Below are 19379 nucleotides of genomic sequence, written 5' to 3' on the forward strand. Positions count from 1 at the left end.
ACGTGTCCTTAATGATGTGATAGCGCGAACTGCACGCCCAGCGACGCCGGATGTTGAGGCGTGCTGACAAGAGGCCTGTCGATAGCCGCCGTTTCCAGACAAACAAATTTTTGCCAGCCGTCGTCCGGCATATCGCTTATCTGTTCTGCCCGCTGTTGCCAGGGATTCCATACCACCACGTTGCTGTTATTAACGTGGGTAAGCCTCAGGGTTCGCTCGCGGGTGACAAGCTCCGTTTGGGGTTCTGCTTGCGAACAGATCGCGCCAAATTCACCGCTAATTGAAAGAGGTGACGGCAGGTTCTGTAGAGGTTGCCCGGCGACGGTGTCATAGCCTTGCGTGCCCACGCCATGAATATGCGTGGTGTGAATATCCGGTGTGGAGAGATAGCTGTGCAGAGCGGCGCTGAAGCTGAAGTTACCGTGGGCGGTGAGCAGCAATTCGCAAACTTCCGCCGTGAAGGTCAGCGTCATCTCCAGTTGAAAAGTGCGATCCCAGAGCTGACGCGTTTGTGGCGTATCATTGAGCGTCAACGTTAGCGAGGTCGACGTGCTGCTATTATCAAGCGCCGTCAGCCGCCATGGCAGAACACGGGCAAAACCGTGAAACGGCTCGCCGCCGAGATCGGTAAACCACGGCCAGCAGACAGGCACGCCGCCGCGAATGGGCACGCCGCTTTTAAACGGCGTCCAGTCACTTAGCCACAGTACGGGGTTTGCCTGTCGGGGCGGTTTCCAGGTCAGTAAATGCGCGCCCTGAAGCGCAATAGCGGCCTTGCAGAAGGGCGTCTGAATGACCAGAATTTCCAGCTCATCCATTTTTCGCCTGGTAATGCCGGGGCCTAGCGTCTCCACCACCGGCAAGGTAAATAGCTGTTTAATCAGATTCATCGGTTCAGACATCCGTGCGGGTAGTAATATTTTGTTGCCGAAGCTGCGCGTCGTTCATGGCATAGCGCGCCAGCGCCGGGCGATCGAATTCGATGCCGTGCCCTGGATTTTTACCAGGTCGAATCGCGCCGTTTATCACCATGCAAGGGTTAGTGATAATTCCCATCTCGCTCAGACCTGCGCCTTTAAGCCCCTCAAATAGCTGGATGTTGGGCAAACCGCAGCCCAGATGCGCGATTAGCTCCATGCCAAAATGCGGGATTACGGGAATATTGTGGCTTTCGGCTAATTTTGCGATCTTCACAAATTCGGTAATTCCGCCCACGCGATAAATATCCGGTTGGATGTAGTCGCAGGCCTCTTGTCCGATCCAGTGGGCGAACTGGTATTTGGTGTACAGGCTTTCTCCCACGGCAATGGGGACCGGACATTTCTGACGCAGCAAACGGTGGCCGTTGATATCGTCGCTAAGCAGCGGCTCTTCCAGCCAGTACACTCCGGCGTTTTTGAGTACCGCCATACGGCGCGCAGCATCGCCGGAAGACCACTTCTTGTTGGCATCCACGGCGATGTTGACTGTAGGCCCCACAAATTTACGTACCGCCAGCAGACGCATTAGATCGTCTTCCACGTCTTCACTGCCGATTTTCATTTTTACCGTGCGGTAGCCCGCGCTTAAAAAAACTTCCATCTGTGCGAGCAGGGCGTCGATAGAGAGATGCAGGTTGACGCCGCTGCCGTAACCGGGGAGCGACTCCCGATAGCCGCCAAGCAGGCGATACAACGGCTGATTGAGCTGCTGGCCAATCAGATCCCATAGCGCGATATCCACTGCGGCGATTGCGTGTGTCGTGACGCCCGCCGAGCCTATATCGTGGCTCTCCAGCCACATGCGGCTCCACAGCCGCTCGACGTTCAGCGGATCTTCGCCCATCACTTTAGCGACAAGATAATGGTCAATCAGGTTCTTAAACGCGCTGCCGCCGTTGCCCGTGCTGAACGTCCAGCCGGTGCCGGTATGCCCGGTATCGGTTTTTAGCCACAGTACGACAAATTCCAGACTGGAGAACGCGTAGTTCGACGATCCCCAACTTTCGGTAAGCGGCACGCGGTACAGCCCGGATTCAAAATCGATAATTTTCACGTTCTTCTCCTCCAGGGTCAGGCCAGGGCTTTATGCCCATCGCGCTGGGCGGCTTTTTTGACGAACAGAGCAACCACGGTTGCGCCGAGTACCCCGAGGCAGCCCGCAAGAATAAAGGCGGCGGAATAGGAGCCGGAGCCAACAATAAAGCCGGTGACAGTTGGCGCGACGATGCCGGAGATATTCGCCAGTCCATGCATCAGCCCGCCAGCGCTGCCAACGTACTCTTTCGGCGCAGCGTCCTGAATGAGTGTCCAGTAGGCCGGTGCGGCGATTTGCATAAAACCGAAGGCGATAGTCATCAGCGTGACGGCACCCATTGCGGTCTGCGTCTGGCTGATCAGCCCTACGCAGATAGAACAGATGCCGAAGCAGGTCACCAGCACTACTTTACGAGAGAAAAGCTGCTTGCCGGTTTTACGGTAGATAAAGTCGATAATGAACCCGCCGGATACGTAGCCAAGCGTTCCGGCAACCCATGGTAGTACGCCGACCAGGCTCATGTCCTTCAGGCTGATTCCGGTAGTATCAACGAGAAAGGTCGGGAACCAGTTCATAAAAAAGAACAGCACGTAGTTGAAGCAAAACAGTGACAGGGCGGTGGCCAGAATGGAAGGCTGGAGGATCGCACTCCACATTGATGGGATGGGCGTTCCTGGCACGGTCTGCGGAGCCACTACTTCCTCTTCACCTTCAATCAACTGTGCTTCCGTCGCAGAAACGCGTTTGTTATCTCGTGGTTTATCGGTCGCGATCAGCGCCCAGATAATGGCCCAGGTAATACCAATAAACGCGATAATGACAAATGAAATCCGCCAGTTAAACGTTAAGCACAGAAAACCCACTACGGGGCCGGAAATGGCACCGCCCAGCGGGCCGCCGGCTTGGTTAATGCCGACCGCGCGGGCGCGCTCATTGAGCGGAAACCAGTTGTTGACCACTTTGTTGGCTGTTGTGGAGATTGGGCCTTCCCCGGCACCGAAGAAGGCGCGGGCAATAAACATACTCCAGAAGTTAAAGCAGCCTGCGGTCAGGCCGCAGATAATCGACCAGACGGACATCGACCAGCTAAATACCCGTTTCGGGCCAAATTTATCGGCCAGCACGCCGCCGATAAAATTAAATAACGCATAACCAATAGAGAAACTACCAAAAATAATCCCTTTTTCTTCAGGCGTCAGATGAAAATCCTGGGTAATAAAGGGCATAGCATAGGCCAGAGCAGAACGGTCAAGATAATTAATGACCATCGCCAGCGTCAGCATAACTAAAATGACACGACGGAATTGTGTATTCATAGGGGTACCTTTCACGAATGAAATATAAGATTAATGCACGATTTTCATAATGATTATTTTTCTGGTTATTATTATTTTGCTTTGTACTCCCTGATGGGATCCAGGTAGCGTATTTTTCGGGTGATGTAAAAACCGCCGTCGAGCGTTAACATTGCGCCATTAAAACTGTGAATTTGCGGATCGGTTAACAATGTGCAGGTTTTAGCGATCTCTGCTGCGCCGGTATATTCCAGCAGCGGAATACCATCATCTTTATGCAGCTGCCTGAGCTGCTCGACGAACGTTTTTTGCTGCGGATCTTCTTCGGTGAAACCGCGAAATAGGGTGTTGATTTTTATGCCATAATGCACAAGTTCCTGAATGCCGGAGCGGCAGGTATTCATCAGCGCCAGCTGGCTGGCGGCACCATAAGAGTAATATTCCGTCGGCACCAGCGCGGCGATGTGCGCCAGCGTGACGACGCGCCCCTGGACGCCCTGTTGCACCATCTTTTTACAGGCGTTTTGTACCCACCATAGTCCGCGTTCCAGATCGTCGCTCATGGTGTTCGCGATAATATTATCATCGTCGTCCAGCATTGAGCCACGAAGCGGCGGTGGTGAAATATAAATAAAAGCGTTTAGCTTTCGTTCGCCAATAATAATGGTATCGATAGCCTGAGTTATTTTTGCATATTCGCTTTGCTGGCTAAAATAAACCTCCCAACCCTGCTGTAAATACTGATTTTCCAGCGTGGATAGCAGTTCGGGTTCGGCCTGGCCGCCGGCAATCAGAATCGTATTTTTGTGTTCCATCTTCATTCTCCTGATTAAATACAGCGGATATGCTGGCCGCCATCAATTTTAATAAAATCACCGGTAATTACAGCGCCTTTGTCCTCGGCTAAATACACTGCAGCCGCGCCAAGCTCTTCGATGGTTGCTGGCTGACCAACAGGAATTGTCGCCAGCAGTTTCTTGCGCCCTTCGTGCGTGGCCAGTTCAGGTTTAGGATCGTTGATATTCGTATCGACAAACCCCGGCCAGAGCTGGTTTACCGTGATGCCGTAGCGCGCCAGCTCGAAGGCCATCGACTGACTCATCTGATCGATAGCGGCTTTGGTGGCAGCGTAGACCCCCATCAGCGCCATTGGACGGCGCGCGTGGCCTGAAGCGACGTTGATGATGCGCCCGCGGATCCCTTTTTTCACCATCATGCGGGCTGCGTGACGGGCACAGTCATAGGTCCCTTTAATATTGATGTTCACCGCATGGTCAAAGGCCGGTTTACTGATTTCGAGGAACGGTTCCCAGACGCATACGCCGGCGTTGTTAACCAGAATATCGAGGCGTCCAAAATGGGCATCGACATCATTAAACATCTGGCGTATTTGTTCAGGATGTGAGATATCGGCCTGGACAAGCAGGGCGCGCCTTCCGAGCCCGCGGATAATACCGGCAACTTGTTCTGCTTCTTCTGGGTTCACAACGTAGTTGATGACGATATCAGCGCCAGCTGCAGCAAGGGCGCAGGCAATGCCTTTGCCGATCCCTTTCATGTTTCCCGCACCCGTCACCAGTGCGACCTGGTTATGTAGACTCACGACTTTCTCCTTTTAGTGTGCAACGCGTGATGAGCAGCGTTGACGATGTCTTAGTCACTTAATCAACAACTAATATATTAGTTGGTTATTAGATTTGCACTTTGCGAAAAAAACATCCATCATCTGTTGGGTTAAATACGATGAAGATCACAAATTTTGTCGTAACTGATTAATTAACCGAGAATTTTAGATTTTTTTTACTGTGAGGCGGATAATGCCGCAGTTCAGCAGGGAGAATGCTCATGAATCCACCCGTCAATAAAATGAACCAGGCTTATGAAGCCATCGAAAACATGATTATTTTTCAGGATCTTGTACCGGGTTCGATGGTGTCTGAAGCGCAGCTTATGGAACTGACCGGACTTGGCCGTAGTCCGGTACGGGAAGCACTACAGCGTCTGGCAAATGACAGGCTGGTAGAAATCTATCCTTATAAAGGTGTTTTCATTCCGGCCATTTCCGTTGAAGTTCAGCTCAAAGTGCTTGAGCTGCGCCGCTGCGTGGGGGAATTTGCCGTACGTCTCGCCACCCGGCGTGGTACGCACCAGCAGAAGAAAGAGATGCTGCAGCTGGCGGAATCTTTTGAAGCGATTAGTGATATTTCGCATATGCGTCAGTTCGGCGCGCTATTGAAACAAACCTATGCCCTGATTGGCCTGGCCGCTGAGAACGAGTATCTCCAGCCGTGTCTTTCTCCGCTGCAGGGTCTTTCCAGCCGTTTTTGGTTTGCACAGCTTAGCGCGAGTAATGAGCAAGATCTGGTCAAAGCCTCGCAACTGAATGCGACAATGTTGCGTGATATTTGTCATGGTGATGAAGAACTGGCGGCCTGCGCATCGAAGAACGTCAACGATTACTTCACCGAGTTTACCTATAAGTCTCTAACCCGCTGATTAAAATACGAGATTAACCATGGCCGACGTCCACGATAAAGCCACTCGCAGCAAAAATATGCGCGCTATCGGCACGCGCGATACCGCGATTGAAAAACGGCTGGCGGGGCTGCTGGCCCACTCTGGGTTTTCCTTTACCGTCCAGGATGCCGCGCTACCGGGGCGTCCGGATTTTGTGGTGACCGACTATCGGTGCGTTATCTTTACCCACGGTTGTTTCTGGCATCATCATGATTGCTATCTGTTTAAAATCCCCGCGACGCGCACCGGGTTCTGGCTGGATAAAATCGGCAAGAACGTGGTGCGCGATGGTCGCGATATTGGGCTGCTGGCAGAGCAGGGATGGCGGGTGCTGGTGGTTTGGGAGTGCGCGCTACGTGGGCGGCAGAAGTTAAGTGATGAAGCGCTTGGTGAGCGTCTGGAAGAGTGGATCTGCGGCGGTGGCGACAGCGCGCAGATCGACACTCAAGGCATTGGCTTGCTGAAGATTACTTCTCTGCCTTACAAGATGTAATTTCGCTGCGTGCAGGGAACAGGTACTTCCCGAGCGTCACCAACACCACCGCAAAGATAATAACCCCGAGCGCCAGCCACTCGACCGGCGACAGGCTCTCCCCGGCGAAACTGGTGCCGAGCAGTACGGCGACCACCGGGTTAACGTAGGCATAACTGGTTGCAACGGCTGGCGTCACGTTACGAATCAGATACATATAGGCATTAATGGCAATAAGAGAGCCAAATATAGCCAGGTAAGCGACGGCCAATATGCCGGGCCAGGATGGCATCTGGGTTAATTTTTCGCCAGTCAGCACGGAGGCGACCATCAGAACAATTCCTGCCGCCAGCATCTCAATAGCACCCGCCATCATCCCCGTCGGCAGCTCAACTCGCGAACCGTAGACGGAACCAAACGCCCAGCTCATCGAGCCAATAAGAATCAGCAGCGCACCCCACGGGTTGCCGTTAAGGTTGCCACCGCTGTTGAGCAGCACAATCCCCGCGAGGCCAATGGCGATACCTAACCACTCCAGCTTGCGAGTCGCAATACCAAAAAAGCGGCTAAAACATAGCGTGAATAGCGGTACCGTCGCGACCATCACTGCTGCAATCCCGGATGGTACGTGCTGGTGCTCGGCGAGGGTGACAAAGCCGTTACCGACGGCCAGCAGTAAAATACCAATCAGCGCTGCGTTGAGCAGCGGTTTTCGCGCAGGAAGCTTATGCCCGGTTGCCAGTAACCATGCGGTCAGCACCGCGCCTGCGGAAAGAAAGCGCACACCAGCCATCATCAGCGGAGGCCAACTGGCCACGCCAATAGCAATGGCAAAATAGGTGGAACCCCAAATGATATACAGCGCAAACAACGCCCCGATGAGCGGTAACAGCTGACGGGTAGACATACTTCCTCACGATGGTGCAGAGATAGAAAGGGGACACATAGTAAACGTGAAAACTATCGTGCTGGCGAGCGCTTTAATTCGCCTGCTATGGTTAAATTTTTGTTGACTCTAGACACCTGTGGGCGAAAAAGCGCTTTTGCTTCATACTTCAGGAGGAATAACCATAAATGAAGGAATGCAATTTTGGCGGGAAGTAGTCTTTTAACCTTATTGGATGATATCGCGACTCTACTTGACGATATTTCTGTCATGGGAAAACTGGCGGCGAAAAAGACAGCGGGCGTGCTGGGTGACGATTTATCGCTTAATGCTCAGCAGGTTACTGGCGTGCGGGCTAACCGTGAACTGCCAGTAGTTTGGGGAGTTGCCAAAGGTTCATTTATTAATAAAGTGATTCTGGTACCGCTGGCGTTATTAATCAGCGCGTTTATTCCTTGGGCCATTACGCCGTTACTCATGCTGGGCGGCGCGTTTCTATGCTTTGAAGGCGTTGAGAAGGTGCTGCATACCTTGCAGGCCCGTAAACATAAAGAAGATCCGCAGGTTCGCCAACAGCGGCTTGAGGCTCTGGCAAACCAGGACCCAATGGCCTTTGAGCGGGATAAAGTGAAAGGGGCAATTCGCACCGACTTTATCCTTTCAGCTGAAATTGTTGCGATTACCCTTGGTATTGTGGCCGAAGCGCCGTTGCTAAATCAGATTCTCATCCTGTCTGGTATCGCTCTGCTGGTGACCGTGGGTGTGTATGGACTGGTGGGGGTCATTGTTAAGCTCGATGATATGGGTTACTGGCTGGTGGAGAAAACCAGTACGTTGGCGCAGTGGTTGGGTAAAGCCCTGCTGGCTATTGCACCGCGCCTGATGAAAACCCTTTCTGTAGTAGGGACGCTGGCGATGTTTCTGGTTGGCGGCGGCATTGTGGTTCATGGAATTCACCCTTTGTACCAGGCCATCGAAAATCTGGCTCTGGGGCAGAATAGTATGATTGCTTCGCTGCTGCCGATGGTAGCGAACCTGGTACTGGGGTTCATCGTTGGTGCCGTGGTGCTGGCTGGCGTGAAAGCCATCGCCAGTTTGCGTCGCCCTGCGGAGTAAATTAGCTCCAGGCTGTGCAAAGTGGCTCAGCTTCGTCTAAGGTAAGTTTGTTTCTTCCTGATACCGGAGGCAAAAAATGGTCTTGTTGGTCAGTGATGAAGTAAGGCGGAAAAATGGCGGCCCACGCATGGTCGTGACCGGTTTCGCCAGCGGTATGGTCGAGTGTCGTTGGTATGACGGTCATGGTGTTAAGCGCGAAGCATTTCGCGAGGATGAATTAATCCGCGGAGGGGGAGGGAAGCCGAATCATTCCTGAACCTGATAAGCGCCCGGCATGAGTCGGGCGTTTTTTATATGATTGAGTACCTGACTAATATGGGACGTTGATGACCTTTGCTTCTTTGACCGTGCTGCGAGAGAACGATGGATAAGCCGATGTGGGTGAAAAAACTTCGCCGTGTGTTAAGCCCCGGATATGTGGTTAATCTCTGCTTTTTTATCGTTTTCTGCTTTTCCACGCTGTTGATATGGCGTGAGGTCAAGATCCTGGAAGAAGCGTACGTTGCAAATCAGCGTAACAATCTTGAAAACGTCACCCATGAACTGGATGGCCTGCTGCAGTTCAATATCGACAGAATGATCTTTTTTCGCAATGGCATGCAGTCGGCGCTGGGAACTCCGTTGGATTTTGCGGTGCTGCGAAAGGCCGAGCAGGATTATTTAGAAAAGCGGCATGAGCCAATATGGTCTGTCGAGATACATAACCGGCGGACGCTGCCCGTGTATGGTGTAGCCGATGCTTTTGTCGATAGTGACGATCTTCTTTCTCGCGATACTCCATTTTCCGGTAATGAGCTGATGGCGAGCCTTGAGCTCGGGTATTTGTTGCGCCTGGCCAATAACAACCGGGGCTTTACCGAGCGTATGCTGTATGTTTCGCGCAGCGGTTTTTTTATCACTACGGAACCGCCGAAGAATTCGACTCAGGCGCTGGGGCTGTATTCACGGGCAATTAGCGCTTCGTGGTTTATTCAGCAAACGCAGCGCAATAACCCGGCTCGCGGTATTGTCTGGCAAACTTTTCCTGGTGATGAACCGCAGCGCGAAGCGCAGGTGGTGACGGCCTCTATCCCTCTTGATTATCAACGCTACTGGCTAGGCGTACTGGCGATGGATTTCTCCGTACGCGAAATGAGGACCTTTCTTGTTAACGCAGTAAAGAATGGCCAGGAAGGTGAATATCAACTTTATGATAATCGCCTCAATTTAATTGCGTCTTCCGCGTCTGATAACGTGTTAACCCTGTTATCACCGCAGGAACAAGAACAGCTGCGGAGTGCTTTTTCCCATAGCAATCAGGGGGGGATTCGTTTATTAACCCGTTATATCAGCTGGGAAAAACTACGTAACTTCGACGGAGTGCTGCTGCGTATTCACTCGCTTAAAGAAGGTGTTCGCGATGATTTTGGCCGCATCACCATTGCTTTGATGCTGATGTGGCTAATGTTCACCCTGATGCTGATGATCTCCTGGCTGGTTATTCGCCGAATGGTGCGCAATATGAGCGTGTTGCAAACGTCTCTTGAGTGGCGTGCCTGGCATGATGCGCTGACGCGTTTGTTAAACCGCGGTGCGCTGTTTGAACGCGCTAGCGAGGCGACCACCTTAAACGAGCGACTGAAACGACCTATCGCGGTGATTCAGCTCGATCTGGACTATTTCAAAGGCGTTAATGATCGACACGGGCATCAGGCCGGCGATCGCGTATTGTCGCTGGTGGGCAGTACTATCGCGAGTCATATTCGCGAGGGCGACCTTGCTGGTCGGGTTGGCGGGGAAGAGTTTTGTATTGTGATGCCGAATACGACGCTACATGAAGCGACGGCCATTGCAGAACGGATTCGAGTTCGCATCAATAGCCGTGAGATTTTACTGCGGAACAGGACAAGTCTGCGTATTAGTGCCTCCTTTGGCGTAAGCAGTAGTGACGATTCAAATGAGTTCAACTTTGAAAACTTGCAGTCGATTGCCGATCATCGGCTGTACCTGGCTAAGCAAAATGGGCGTAATCAGGTCTGTGCTGAAGGATGATGTTACATTTGTATGGTGGATGAATTGTTCGCCAGGTCATCTTTGATAGTTACTTTTATGAGATTTATCTTAAAAAATATTTCCGTATGAACCGCCGTTCGTAGAAGAACGAACCGCACAATCCCTTGCCTGGTCAGCCTTGCCAGCGGTGATGGTGACATTAGGGATATTTCTCAATAATTTACTCCATGAATGACTATTGTCATGCAAAATAATTGAGGGTAATGTTTGCAACGCATCGGATTTCCTGGTGTAACGAATTTTCAAGTGCTTCTTGCATTAGCAAGTTTCATCCCGACTCCTGCGAGTCGGGATTTTTTTCGCCTGGAATTAGCGATTGATTTCAGTCACGCTGAAGTCATGAACATCAAGTTCGAAGGCTTCAGCCAGCTCGCGCCAGGTGTGATAATCACGACCATCAATGCTTACATGATGCGGATCGTCCCGCGCTCGCTGTACCTCACTTTCACTGATTTCATTAATCGCTGCCAGCAGGGCGTCAACATCGACACTTTCCCCGCCCTTGCTCTGTTTGGCGGTATTCATTCTGGCTACCTCGCTTAACCCGGATACGCTGTTTAAGTATAGATGGTTTACAAAAACATCAGTTATGGGGGTGAGCGCTGCGCGATCGTCCGTTTTGTTCTACACTGGCTCAAAAATAGAGGAGATGAGTTATGCAGGTAAACGATCGTGTCACGGTAAAGACCGATGGTGGCCCACGTCGATCGGGAGTTGTGCTGGCAATAGAGTCGTTTAGCGAGGGGGTAATGTATCTGGTGTCGCTGGAAGACTATCCCCTGGGGATCTGGTTTTTCAACGAGATAGGGCATTCTGACGGCGTATTTGTTGAAAAAGAAGATTAACGCTCAATCAGGCACGCTGGCGGCTTCTGCCGCCAGTACTCTTCAACGTATATTGACGTGGATCCCGGAAGTAATGTTCTCGGCCAGTCGCACAATGTGATAAATCACCTGCTTATTGTGAGTCTGAATTTTCTTTTTAATATTGCCTTTGTGCGATGAAACGGTTTTAGCCTTAATGTTCATCTGTGCGGAGATGTGGGTGGTCCCATATCCGGCCATCCACATCTGTAACATATTTGATTCAGTCTGGCTTAGGGTAAGCGTTGGGATATTAATCCGTGCAGTGCGATAATTCTCATACTTCAGGCGATTGGCCAGAATATCGTCAAGGTCTTTTGCGGTCAGTGATTTTGAGCTAATAAGCAAGTTTTTGCGTACCAGAAGATAGTGTTCGAAATGAATATTCGCCAGCGACATAAAGATAAAAAATAGCGTACCTGGATTCTGATTGATGATTTGCCGGATAAGCTGGTTACTCTCTTGCTGGTGAATAAAGCAATCTTCATTGATAAATACCACTGCCGGACGGCATGACTCGCAGAGTGCTTTCAGGCTAGCGGCGTTATGTACCTCAGTGATATCGCGCTTCTTTATCCCCCGACTAGTCAGATACCCGGTTAATCCCAACCGGGTAAAACTGCACAAATCCATAATAATCGTTGACATGGCCCATCCTCAATCAACACGTAACGATAATTTATCCTTCGCCAACAAGCGCGATGAAGTCCATTTTAGTTAGTCATAAACAAACAGCTGCTATGCTGGAACCATTAAGCAGTCTGAACTATTTTGAAATAATGCCTATAATCTGCCAGGAATATTCTCAAAGTAAAGGCTGTGAATCGCTATGTGGTAGATTTAAAAACAATAAATACCCGGTGCATATAAGGTTGCCATTTTGGGCTTATTTTAAAATAGGATTATCCTTATATTGAGTGCTTAAATTATCACCTTGTAAATGATGGGTTGAAATTGATGGGTAAGAATAATTGAGCATATGCCTATGGAATGTTGATGCCACTTGCTTGTTATGTACGACGATCCTGCTTCATTCACCTCCTCCCCAGGAAGAGTGGCGGGCTTAACGCTTTAATGCCACAATGCTTTTTTATCGGTTTGTGGGATGAATGATGAAAAAGATTGTGTTTGCTGGCGCGTTGTTGGCTCTGACCGGATGCGTTCAGGTTGATAACTATAGCGATGTCGTTAAGGCGCCAGCGCCCGCAGGGCTGGAAGGATACTGGCAATCGGCGGGTCCGCAGAGTGAAATGATGAGCCCGGATGCAATTGCTAGCCTGATTGTGACCAAAGATGGCGATACCCTTGACTGCCGACAATGGCAGCGGGTGATTACCGTGCCGGGTAAATTAATGAAACGCGATGACGCGGTCTACAATGTGACCTCTGCTTTGGATGTTTATCCTGTCGAACGCGAAGGCAATATGTTACGTTACGATCGTATGACGCTAAAGCGGGTCGATCGCCTCACTCCAGAGTGCGAAGTGGCGTGGAAAAAGGCCGTGACGGATAAAAACGAACAATAGCTGTTTAGCGGGCTGATTCCATTTTCAGCCCGCGATTTTCCTTTCTGCTAGAGCACTTCTTCAATTACCCAAACGCTAACGCTGCCGCCGTTACAGGTGAAAACTCCGTTGCCTTCATCATCGGTTTCAATCACTTCCTCGCGGTTGTTGAGAAAATCCCGCCAGCGCTTATTGCCATAGTTTGCGCCGAGAGGGAGTGATTTCTCTCCATCATCACCATTTGAAAGTACGACTACGCAGCCCGGATCTTCATCGGTGCCGCTGCGGCTGAAGGCGATACAGTTTGGATGATCGAACCATAGCGTCTGAACACCGTGAGCAAATTGCTGACGGGCATCGATCAGTTCGTGTAACTGCTCAATAACCGGCATTTCAATGGCGTAGGTCTGGCCATCACCTCCGGTATCTTCATAGCTGGCACCGAAGAGGTCGGCATAAAAAACCGACGGCACCCCATTTTCGCGCAGCAGAATCAACGCATACGCCAATGGTTTAAACCACGGTTCTACTGGCGCTTCAAGCGCCTGAAGCGGCTGCGTATCATGATTAGTCACCAGCGTTACGGCATGGAAAGGATCAGCTTCGACCAGCGTACCGCTAAAAATCTGGCTCATGTCATAGTCACGACCCTGGCGCGATGCCTCGTGGAATTTCATCTGCAGGGGCGCATCAAACAGCAATGTTTTACCGTCGACCAGCGCGATATATTGCTGAAGCTTATCCACCTCGTGGGACCAGTATTCTGCAACGATAAACAGCGGTTTTGTCGCGACTTCCTGGACGTGGTCGATCCACTCTTTATAAAACCAGGCTGGAATGTGTTTAACTGCGTCAAGGCGGAAACCATCACACCCGGTCTGCTCCATGACCCAGCGCGCCCAGTACTTAATCTCCTCGGTTACTGCCCGATTGCGATAATCGATATTTTCGCCCATCAGGTAGTCGAAATTACCCATTTCATCATCGACCTGATCGTTCCAGCCTTCGCCGGTGTAGTCGTTGACGATTTTAAACACACCGTCTTCATCCGGATTTTCAATATGGTCGATTCCGCTAAAGCATTTGTAATCCCAAATAAACTCGGAGTACTGCCCTGCACGAACGGGGAAGGTGTATCGCGTCCAGGCTTCGCACGCCACGACCTCCTCCGAGATTTGCGTGCGGTCTTGCTCATCGACACGTTGAATATGCACGGCCTCTTTTTCATCAGCCCCCATTTTGTGATTGACCACCACATCGAGCAGGATGGCGATATCGTGCTGGCGTAGCGCAGCAATGGCGGCCAGCAGTTGGGATTTATCGCCATACTTGGTCGCAACAGAGCCTTTTTGATCAAATTCGCCGAGGTCAAAAAGGTCGTAGCTGTCATATCCGACAGAGTAACCGCCGGAGGCTCCTTTGTAGGCAGGAGGCAACCAAATCATATTTATGCCGATTTCATTCAGGTTTGGCGCCAGGGCTTCGACTTCACGCCATAGTTCACCGCCGGTTGGGTAGTACCAGTGAAAACACTGCAATAACGTGGGGTTTTTCATCTTCCATGCTCCAGAAGTCATCAAGCTGACCATTGCAGTATGAGAGATATCCAGCAAAATGGAGGAATTTACGCTTCGCTTTCACTATGTACTAAAAGGCATCGTATATAATTATTTGGAATAAGATGTAGCTTATCGATGTTGGTAGCTGAGGCTAACCGCCTTACACTAAAGCAAAATATCACTCTGTTAGGAGTCTCTATGAAATTAGCACTTCTGGGTCGCCAGGCGCTGATAGGCGCGATGGCCGTCGTTTTAATGGCTGGCGTCAGCACAAAAACGTTTGCTGCTGAAAATTTGCTCAATCAGGTTAAAGAGCGTGGCACCCTACGTGTAGGTCTGGAAGGCACTTATCCGCCATTCAGCTATCAGGGTGATGACGGGAAACTTACCGGTTTCGAAGTGGATTTTGCTAATGAGCTGGCGAAGCATCTTGGCGTGAAGGCCGATCTCAAGCCAACAAAATGGGACGGCATGCTGGCATCGCTGGATTCCAAACGTATTGATGTGGTGATTAATCAGGTCACCATTTCCGATCAGCGCAAGAAAAAATATGACTTCTCTACCCCCTACACTGTGTCCGGTATTCAGGCGCTGGTGAAAAAGGGTAACGAAGGCGTGATTAAAACCGCAGCCGACCTGAAAGGTAAGAAAGTTGGCGTTGGCCTGGGCACTAACTATGAAGAGTGGCTGCGCCAGAATGTACAGGGTGTCGATATCCGTACTTATGATGATGATCCGACGAAATACCAGGATCTGCGCGTAGGTCGTATCGACGCCATCCTGGTTGACCGTCTGGCGGCGCTCGATCTGGTGAAGAAAACCAATAATACCCTGGCGGTCACCGGTGAAGCTTTCTCCCGGCAGGAGTCTGGCGTTGCGCTGCGTAAAGGTAACGAAGACCTGCTGAAAGCGGTTGATGGCGCCATTGCGGATATGCAAAAAGACGGTAGCCTCAAAGCTTTGTCGGAAAAATGGTTTGGCGCTGACGTGACGAAATAACGACCAGCGGTGAAAAAAGGCGCTCTTGATAGCGCCTTTTTTTATTTCGCGCGTATCTGCGTGCATAATTAGGGATAACTCAGTCTGGAGGTCTTATGTCACTGCAAAATTTAACCCTTTTCCCGCGTCTGGAACTGATTGGCGCGCCAACGCCGCTGGAATACCTGCCGCGTTTGTCCGATCACCTGGGGCGTGAAATCTTTATCAAGCGCGATGATGTTACGCCACTGGCGATGGGCGGCAATAAGCTGCGTAAGCTTGAGTTTCTGGCGGCAGATGCGCTGCGAGAGGGCGCGGATACGCTGATTACCGCAGGGGCAATCCAGTCAAACCATGTTCGCCAGACGGCGGCGGTAGCGGCCAAACTAGGCCTGCACTGCGTAGCGCTGCTGGAAAATCCGATTGGGACCCGCGCCGAAAACTATCTGACGAACGGCAATCGCCTGCTGCTTGATCTGTTTAATACGCAGGTTGAGATGTGTGATGCGCTGACCGATCCTAATGCCCAGTTGGAAGAGCTGGCGACCCGAATTGAAGCCCAGGGCTATCGCCCGTATGTGATCCCGGTTGGGGGTTCTAACGCCCTTGGCGCACTGGGTTATGTCGAAAGTGCGCTGGAAATTGCTCAGCAGTGTGAAGGGGCGGTTGAGCTGTCTTCTGTGGTTGTTGCATCCGGTAGCGCAGGCACTCATGCCGGCCTGGCCGTGGGTCTTGAACAACTGATGCCGAATGCTGAATTGATCGGTGTGACCGTCTCGCGCAAAGTTGCTGACCAACTGCCAAAAGTGATTGCGTTGCAGCAAGCGGTGGCAAACAGCCTGGAGCTGGAAGCCAGGGCAGGGATCCAGCTGTGGGATGATTATTTTGCACCTGGCTACGGCACGCCAAACGATGAAGGGATGGACGCGGTGAGATTGTTGGCGCAGCTTGAAGGTATTTTGCTGGACCCGGTATATACCGGAAAGGCGATGGCCGGGCTGATTGATGGTATCAACCAAAACCGCTTTAAGGATGAAGGGCCGATTTTGTTTATTCATACTGGCGGTGCGCCCGCACTGTTTGCTTATCATCCTCATATCTAATGCAGAACAAATAGAATGCAAGAGAGTATCCAACTGGTTATTGATTCCGCACCTTTTCTGCTGAAAGGTGCAGTATTTACGCTACAGCTCAGTCTTGGCGGGATGTTTTTCGGCCTGGTTCTGGGGTTTATTCTGGCACTTATGCGCATGTCACCCGTCTGGCCAATCAAATGGCTGGCGCGGATGTACATCTCAATTTTTCGCGGCACGCCGTTGATTGCGCAGCTGTTTATGATCTATTACGGTCTGCCGCAATTTGGTATTGAACTGGATCCTATTCCAGCGGCGATGATTGGCTTGTCGCTCAATACTGCAGCTTACGCGGCAGAAACGCTGCGTGCAGCGATTGCCTCTATTGATAAAGGGCAGTGGGAAGCGGCGGCAAGTATCGGTATGACGCCCTGGCAGGCGATGCGTCGTGCCATTTTGCCGCAGGCTGCGCGCGTGGCGCTGCCGCCGCTCTCTAATAGTTTTATCAGCCTGGTGAAAGATACCTCGCTGGCGGCGACCATCCAGGTCCCTGAGCTATTCCGTCAGGCCCAGCTGATTACCTCGCGTACGCTGGAAGTTTTCACTATGTACCTGGCTGCTTCGCTGATCTACTGGGTGATGGCGACGGTGCTGTCGACGCTACAGAACTATTTTGAAAACCAGCTGAACCGCCAGGAGCGTGATCCGAAATGAGTGCCATCGAAGTTAAAAACCTGGTGAAACAGTTCCATGGTCAAACAGTGCTTCACGGTATCGATCTTGAAGTACAGGAAGGTGAAGTCGTGGCGATCATCGGTCCCAGCGGCTCGGGTAAAACCACCTTGCTGCGCAGCATTAATCTGCTGGAACAGCCGGAAAGCGGGACGATTCGTGTAGGCGATGTGACTATTGATACTGCACGCAGCATCAGTCAGCAAAAAACGGCCATTCGCCGCCTGCGCCAGCATGTAGGCTTTGTGTTCCAGAGCTTTAATCTGTTTCCGCATCGCACGGTGATGGAAAACATTATTGAAGGGCCGGTTATCGTGAAAGGGGAGGATAAAAATGAATCCATCACCCGCGCACGTGAATTGCTGGCGAAAGTGGGCCTGACGGGGAAGGAAAACAGCTATCCGCGTCGTTTGTCCGGTGGCCAGCAGCAGCGTGTGGCGATTGCCAGAGCGCTGGCGATGCGGCCCGATGTGATTTTGTTTGATGAGCCGACATCGGCGTTAGATCCCGAGCTGGTGGGGGAGGTGTTGAATACCATTCGTCAACTCGCGCAGGAGAAACGTACCATGGTTATCGTGACCCATGAAATGAGCTTCGCCCGCGATGTGGCTGATCGAGCCATCTTTATGGATCAGGGGCGTATCGTTGAACAGGGTGAGGCAAAATCGCTATTTTCCAACCCTCAACAGTCACGTACCCGTCAGTTTCTTGAAAAATTCCTGATGCAGTAGCCCTAATCCGCTGGCAGCGTTACGACTGGGAAAAAAACGGTCGGACGCTGACAGATTATCGACGTTTCTGCCCATTTTTCTTTTCATCAGAAAGTTGAATGCTTTCGTACTGACTAAGAAGTCAGACCTGTTATGCACATCAAAGATTCCAGTGGCACCAGTCGGCATACTTTCCGACAGAATCCTCCCGTCGCGACAACTGCAATCTAATAAGTGCGATGGCTACGATATTTTATACATATAAATAAGATTTATGTGTTAGCTTTATGTATTTATAATAATGATTATCAATCAGGAGTTATTTGGTCAGTTATGAGGGACAATGATTTTTTCAGCTGGCGGCGGGAAATGCTGCAACAATTCCAGTCCGTTGCTGCGGGAGAGGGCGTTTATAATCTTCTTCAACAGCAATCAGAAGAACTGGAATATGACTACTTCGCGCTCTGCGTACGGCATCCCGTGCCCTTTACTCGCCCCCGGGTGACCCTGAAGTCGACTTATCCGCAGGCCTGGATGTCGCACTATCAAGCCGAGAATTACTTTGCTATCGACCCGGTACTACGCAGCGAAAATTTCCTTCGCGGGCATTTGCCATGGGACGACAAATTATTCCATGATACGCCTGAGTTATGGAATGGTGCTCGCGATCATGGGTTGCGAAAAGGCGTGACGCAGTGTCTGACGCTACCGAACCATGCCCAGGGATTCTTATCCGTTTCGGGCGAAAGTCGCAGTCCGGGCCCCCTGGCGGAAGATGAACTGGAGATGCGCTTAAGAACGCTGATTGAGTTGAGTTTATTGACGCTATTACGGCTGGAAGATGAGATGGTCATGCCGCCGGAAATGAAATTTAGCCGACGCGAACTGGAGATTTTGAAATGGACAGCGGAAGGAAAAACCTCGGCTGAGGTCGCTATGATTCTGTCTATCTCAGAAAATACCGTCAATTTCCATCAAAAGAATATGCAACGGAAATTCAATGCACCAAACAAAACGCAGATTGCCTGCTATGCCGTGGCAACGGGGTTAATTTGAGCTAATCCTTTGTTCTGCGTGCCAGACGTGATACCGGCTGTCAGTAATACTTTCAGCCGGTGAATAGTTACTGACGATATGCCTGCTTAATTTGCTTGACGGTGCTGGAGAATACGGCGGCCTGAGCCTCATCTTCCATCTGCGCAATTTGCCTTTCCATTTTAATCATCACGCGACCTGCATCCGCCTGGCCCATGGCTTGAAGCATCAGCGTTAACAGCGCTTTCAGGCAGGAAACTTCCTGTGCCAGTTCTTGATTATTTTCTGCAGTGGAAAAATCTGGTGTGCTCATCGATATCCTCGTTTGCTCTCTGCGCAAATGCGCATTACTAAAAGTGAAGGCGGCGAAGTATAGCACAAGCAAAGGGAAAAAAAGGAGTGCTTGGTTTCTGTTCTTTCATCTAAGCTGTGAATGATTTAATTCACTGAATAATACGTATTCATGAGATCTAAGCGCGTTAATTTTCTACACCAGTCCTCTATCGTTAATAATTGTTACATATCTTGTTTCGTATTTATCATCTGCGAGATGTGTTGTGTTCTTGCATA

The 19379-nt window shown here is 50.9% G+C and carries 22 protein-coding genes; 12 read left to right on the top strand and 10 right to left on the bottom strand.

From position 1 onward, the window contains the following. Positions 1-8: 8 nt before the first annotated feature. The 5 genes from ACMYSL_RS10810 to ACMYSL_RS10830 form a co-directional block, all read right to left on the bottom strand. Complete coding sequence (locus ACMYSL_RS10810) at positions 9-890, bottom strand: D-hexose-6-phosphate mutarotase (RefSeq protein ID WP_434662756.1); 882 nt, start codon at positions 888-890, stop codon at positions 9-11. Positions 891-894: 4 nt separating this feature from the next. Continuing rightward, on the bottom strand, positions 895-2034 hold the full coding sequence (locus ACMYSL_RS10815; protein WP_434662758.1) for a mandelate racemase/muconate lactonizing enzyme family protein: 1140 nt from the start codon (positions 2032-2034) through the stop codon (positions 895-897). A 17-nt stretch (positions 2035-2051) separates the two neighbouring features. Beyond that, on the bottom strand, positions 2052-3332 hold the full coding sequence (locus ACMYSL_RS10820) for an MFS transporter (RefSeq protein ID WP_434662759.1): 1281 nt from the start codon (positions 3330-3332) through the stop codon (positions 2052-2054). Positions 3333-3403: 71 nt separating this feature from the next. Beyond that, positions 3404-4126 (bottom strand): SDR family oxidoreductase, encoded by a 723-nt coding sequence (locus ACMYSL_RS10825; RefSeq protein WP_434662761.1) that lies wholly within the window; start codon positions 4124-4126, stop codon positions 3404-3406. A gap of 14 nt (positions 4127-4140) precedes the next feature. After that, entirely contained in the window at positions 4141-4914 is a 774-nt protein-coding gene (locus ACMYSL_RS10830; protein WP_434662764.1) for an SDR family NAD(P)-dependent oxidoreductase, read from the bottom strand. A 242-nt stretch (positions 4915-5156) separates the two neighbouring features. Between ACMYSL_RS10830 and ACMYSL_RS10835 the strand changes: the two genes are divergently transcribed. Further along, positions 5157-5807, top strand: a complete 651-nt coding sequence (locus tag ACMYSL_RS10835; RefSeq protein ID WP_434662766.1) for a GntR family transcriptional regulator — start codon at positions 5157-5159, stop codon at positions 5805-5807. A gap of 19 nt (positions 5808-5826) precedes the next feature. After that, a complete protein-coding gene (locus ACMYSL_RS10840; RefSeq protein ID WP_434662768.1) occupies positions 5827-6321 on the top strand; it encodes a very short patch repair endonuclease in 495 nt (164 codons plus the stop codon). On the opposite strand, the gene yedA is transcribed toward ACMYSL_RS10840, so the two are convergent. Continuing rightward, the gene (gene yedA, locus ACMYSL_RS10845) at positions 6296-7207 is read right to left on the bottom strand and encodes a drug/metabolite exporter YedA (protein WP_434662770.1); all 912 of its coding nucleotides are present in this window, start codon (positions 7205-7207) and stop codon (positions 6296-6298) included. The two genes, ACMYSL_RS10840 and yedA, sit on opposite strands and share 26 nt — an antisense overlap. Positions 7208-7390: 183 nt before the next feature. Between yedA and ACMYSL_RS10850 the strand changes: the two genes are divergently transcribed. The 3 genes from ACMYSL_RS10850 to dgcQ all read left to right on the top strand — a co-directional run bounded on the left by ACMYSL_RS10850 (position 7391) and on the right by dgcQ (position 10333). Next, positions 7391-8302: a DUF808 domain-containing protein gene (locus ACMYSL_RS10850; RefSeq protein ID WP_304260046.1), complete on the top strand. Its 912-nt coding sequence runs from the start codon at positions 7391-7393 to the stop codon at positions 8300-8302. A gap of 76 nt (positions 8303-8378) precedes the next feature. Beyond that, complete coding sequence (locus tag ACMYSL_RS10855; protein WP_110274359.1) at positions 8379-8558, top strand: YodC family protein; 180 nt, start codon at positions 8379-8381, stop codon at positions 8556-8558. A 107-nt stretch (positions 8559-8665) separates the two neighbouring features. Next, entirely contained in the window at positions 8666-10333 is a 1668-nt protein-coding gene (dgcQ, locus tag ACMYSL_RS10860; protein WP_434662773.1) for a cellulose biosynthesis regulator diguanylate cyclase DgcQ, read from the top strand. Positions 10334-10663: 330 nt separating this feature from the next. Here dgcQ and yodD read toward each other — a convergent pair whose 3' ends face one another. Continuing rightward, positions 10664-10879, bottom strand: coding sequence for a YodD family peroxide/acid resistance protein (gene yodD / locus ACMYSL_RS10865; RefSeq protein ID WP_112213244.1), 216 nt, complete (start codon positions 10877-10879; stop codon positions 10664-10666). Positions 10880-11010: 131 nt separating this feature from the next. On the opposite strand from yodD, the gene dsrB reads away from it, so the two are divergent. Continuing rightward, entirely contained in the window at positions 11011-11199 is a 189-nt protein-coding gene (gene dsrB, locus ACMYSL_RS10870; protein WP_112213245.1) for a protein DsrB, read from the top strand. Positions 11200-11241: 42 nt separating this feature from the next. On the opposite strand, the gene rcsA is transcribed toward dsrB, so the two are convergent. Continuing rightward, positions 11242-11865 carry a transcriptional regulator RcsA gene (rcsA, locus tag ACMYSL_RS10875; protein ID WP_434662777.1) on the bottom strand — a complete coding sequence of 208 codons (624 nt, stop codon included), beginning with the start codon at positions 11863-11865 and terminating at the stop codon, positions 11242-11244. Positions 11866-12326: 461 nt separating this feature from the next. Between rcsA and yedD the strand changes: the two genes are divergently transcribed. Continuing rightward, positions 12327-12743, top strand: a complete 417-nt coding sequence (yedD, locus tag ACMYSL_RS10880; RefSeq protein WP_434662780.1) for a lipoprotein YedD — start codon at positions 12327-12329, stop codon at positions 12741-12743. A 47-nt stretch (positions 12744-12790) separates the two neighbouring features. Here the strand turns inward: yedD and amyA are convergent, their stop codons facing one another. Beyond that, positions 12791-14278, bottom strand: coding sequence for an alpha-amylase (gene amyA / locus ACMYSL_RS10885; RefSeq protein ID WP_434662782.1), 1488 nt, complete (start codon positions 14276-14278; stop codon positions 12791-12793). Between the two features lie 201 nt (positions 14279-14479). Here amyA and tcyJ point away from each other — a divergent pair, with 201 nt between their 5' ends. The 5 genes from tcyJ (at position 14480) to sdiA (ending at position 18830) form a co-directional block, all read left to right on the top strand. After that, positions 14480-15280 carry a cystine ABC transporter substrate-binding protein gene (gene tcyJ / locus ACMYSL_RS10890; RefSeq protein ID WP_434662785.1) on the top strand — a complete coding sequence of 267 codons (801 nt, stop codon included), beginning with the start codon at positions 14480-14482 and terminating at the stop codon, positions 15278-15280. A gap of 95 nt (positions 15281-15375) precedes the next feature. Further along, entirely contained in the window at positions 15376-16362 is a 987-nt protein-coding gene (dcyD, locus tag ACMYSL_RS10895) for a D-cysteine desulfhydrase (RefSeq protein ID WP_182239664.1), read from the top strand. Positions 16363-16377: 15 nt separating this feature from the next. Then, complete coding sequence (gene tcyL / locus ACMYSL_RS10900) at positions 16378-17046, top strand: cystine ABC transporter permease (protein WP_110274350.1); 669 nt, start codon at positions 16378-16380, stop codon at positions 17044-17046. After that, positions 17043-17795, top strand: a complete 753-nt coding sequence (gene tcyN, locus ACMYSL_RS10905) for an L-cystine ABC transporter ATP-binding protein TcyN (protein ID WP_182239662.1) — start codon at positions 17043-17045, stop codon at positions 17793-17795. Before tcyL ends, tcyN begins: the two co-directional genes overlap by 4 nt. Before the next feature lie 312 nt (positions 17796-18107). Continuing rightward, positions 18108-18830, top strand: a complete 723-nt coding sequence (gene sdiA / locus ACMYSL_RS10910; protein ID WP_112213252.1) for a transcriptional regulator SdiA — start codon at positions 18108-18110, stop codon at positions 18828-18830. 67 nt (positions 18831-18897) lie between these two features. On the opposite strand, the gene ACMYSL_RS10915 is transcribed toward sdiA, so the two are convergent. Continuing rightward, on the bottom strand, positions 18898-19122 hold the full coding sequence (locus tag ACMYSL_RS10915; RefSeq protein ID WP_110274347.1) for a DUF2594 family protein: 225 nt from the start codon (positions 19120-19122) through the stop codon (positions 18898-18900). Positions 19123-19379 lie beyond the last annotated feature (257 nt).

The organism is Klebsiella sp. MISC125 (assembly GCF_051131775.1).
In the GTDB taxonomy this organism is placed as follows: domain Bacteria; phylum Pseudomonadota; class Gammaproteobacteria; order Enterobacterales; family Enterobacteriaceae; genus Klebsiella.

Coding starts and splice junctions, on each gene's coding strand:
- tcyJ (WP_434662785.1), top strand. CDS start 14,480: ATGAAATTAGCACTTCTGGGTCGCCAGGCGCTGATAGGCGCGATGGCC.
- ACMYSL_RS10840 (WP_434662768.1), top strand. CDS start 5,827: ATGGCCGACGTCCACGATAAAGCCACTCGCAGCAAAAATATGCGCGCT.
- tcyL (WP_110274350.1), top strand. CDS start 16,378: ATGCAAGAGAGTATCCAACTGGTTATTGATTCCGCACCTTTTCTGCTG.
- ACMYSL_RS10835 (WP_434662766.1), top strand. CDS start 5,157: ATGAATCCACCCGTCAATAAAATGAACCAGGCTTATGAAGCCATCGAA.
- amyA (WP_434662782.1), bottom strand. CDS start 14,278: ATGAAAAACCCCACGTTATTGCAGTGTTTTCACTGGTACTACCCAACC.
- yodD (WP_112213244.1), bottom strand. CDS start 10,879: ATGAATACCGCCAAACAGAGCAAGGGCGGGGAAAGTGTCGATGTTGAC.
- ACMYSL_RS10855 (WP_110274359.1), top strand. CDS start 8,379: ATGGTCTTGTTGGTCAGTGATGAAGTAAGGCGGAAAAATGGCGGCCCA.
- rcsA (WP_434662777.1), bottom strand. CDS start 11,865: ATGTCAACGATTATTATGGATTTGTGCAGTTTTACCCGGTTGGGATTA.
- ACMYSL_RS10915 (WP_110274347.1), bottom strand. CDS start 19,122: ATGAGCACACCAGATTTTTCCACTGCAGAAAATAATCAAGAACTGGCA.
- dcyD (WP_182239664.1), top strand. CDS start 15,376: ATGTCACTGCAAAATTTAACCCTTTTCCCGCGTCTGGAACTGATTGGC.
- yedD (WP_434662780.1), top strand. CDS start 12,327: ATGATGAAAAAGATTGTGTTTGCTGGCGCGTTGTTGGCTCTGACCGGA.
- dgcQ (WP_434662773.1), top strand. CDS start 8,666: ATGGATAAGCCGATGTGGGTGAAAAAACTTCGCCGTGTGTTAAGCCCC.
- yedA (WP_434662770.1), bottom strand. CDS start 7,207: ATGTCTACCCGTCAGCTGTTACCGCTCATCGGGGCGTTGTTTGCGCTG.
- tcyN (WP_182239662.1), top strand. CDS start 17,043: ATGAGTGCCATCGAAGTTAAAAACCTGGTGAAACAGTTCCATGGTCAA.
- ACMYSL_RS10825 (WP_434662761.1), bottom strand. CDS start 4,126: ATGGAACACAAAAATACGATTCTGATTGCCGGCGGCCAGGCCGAACCC.
- dsrB (WP_112213245.1), top strand. CDS start 11,011: ATGCAGGTAAACGATCGTGTCACGGTAAAGACCGATGGTGGCCCACGT.
- ACMYSL_RS10820 (WP_434662759.1), bottom strand. CDS start 3,332: ATGAATACACAATTCCGTCGTGTCATTTTAGTTATGCTGACGCTGGCG.
- sdiA (WP_112213252.1), top strand. CDS start 18,108: ATGAGGGACAATGATTTTTTCAGCTGGCGGCGGGAAATGCTGCAACAA.
- ACMYSL_RS10810 (WP_434662756.1), bottom strand. CDS start 890: ATGAATCTGATTAAACAGCTATTTACCTTGCCGGTGGTGGAGACGCTA.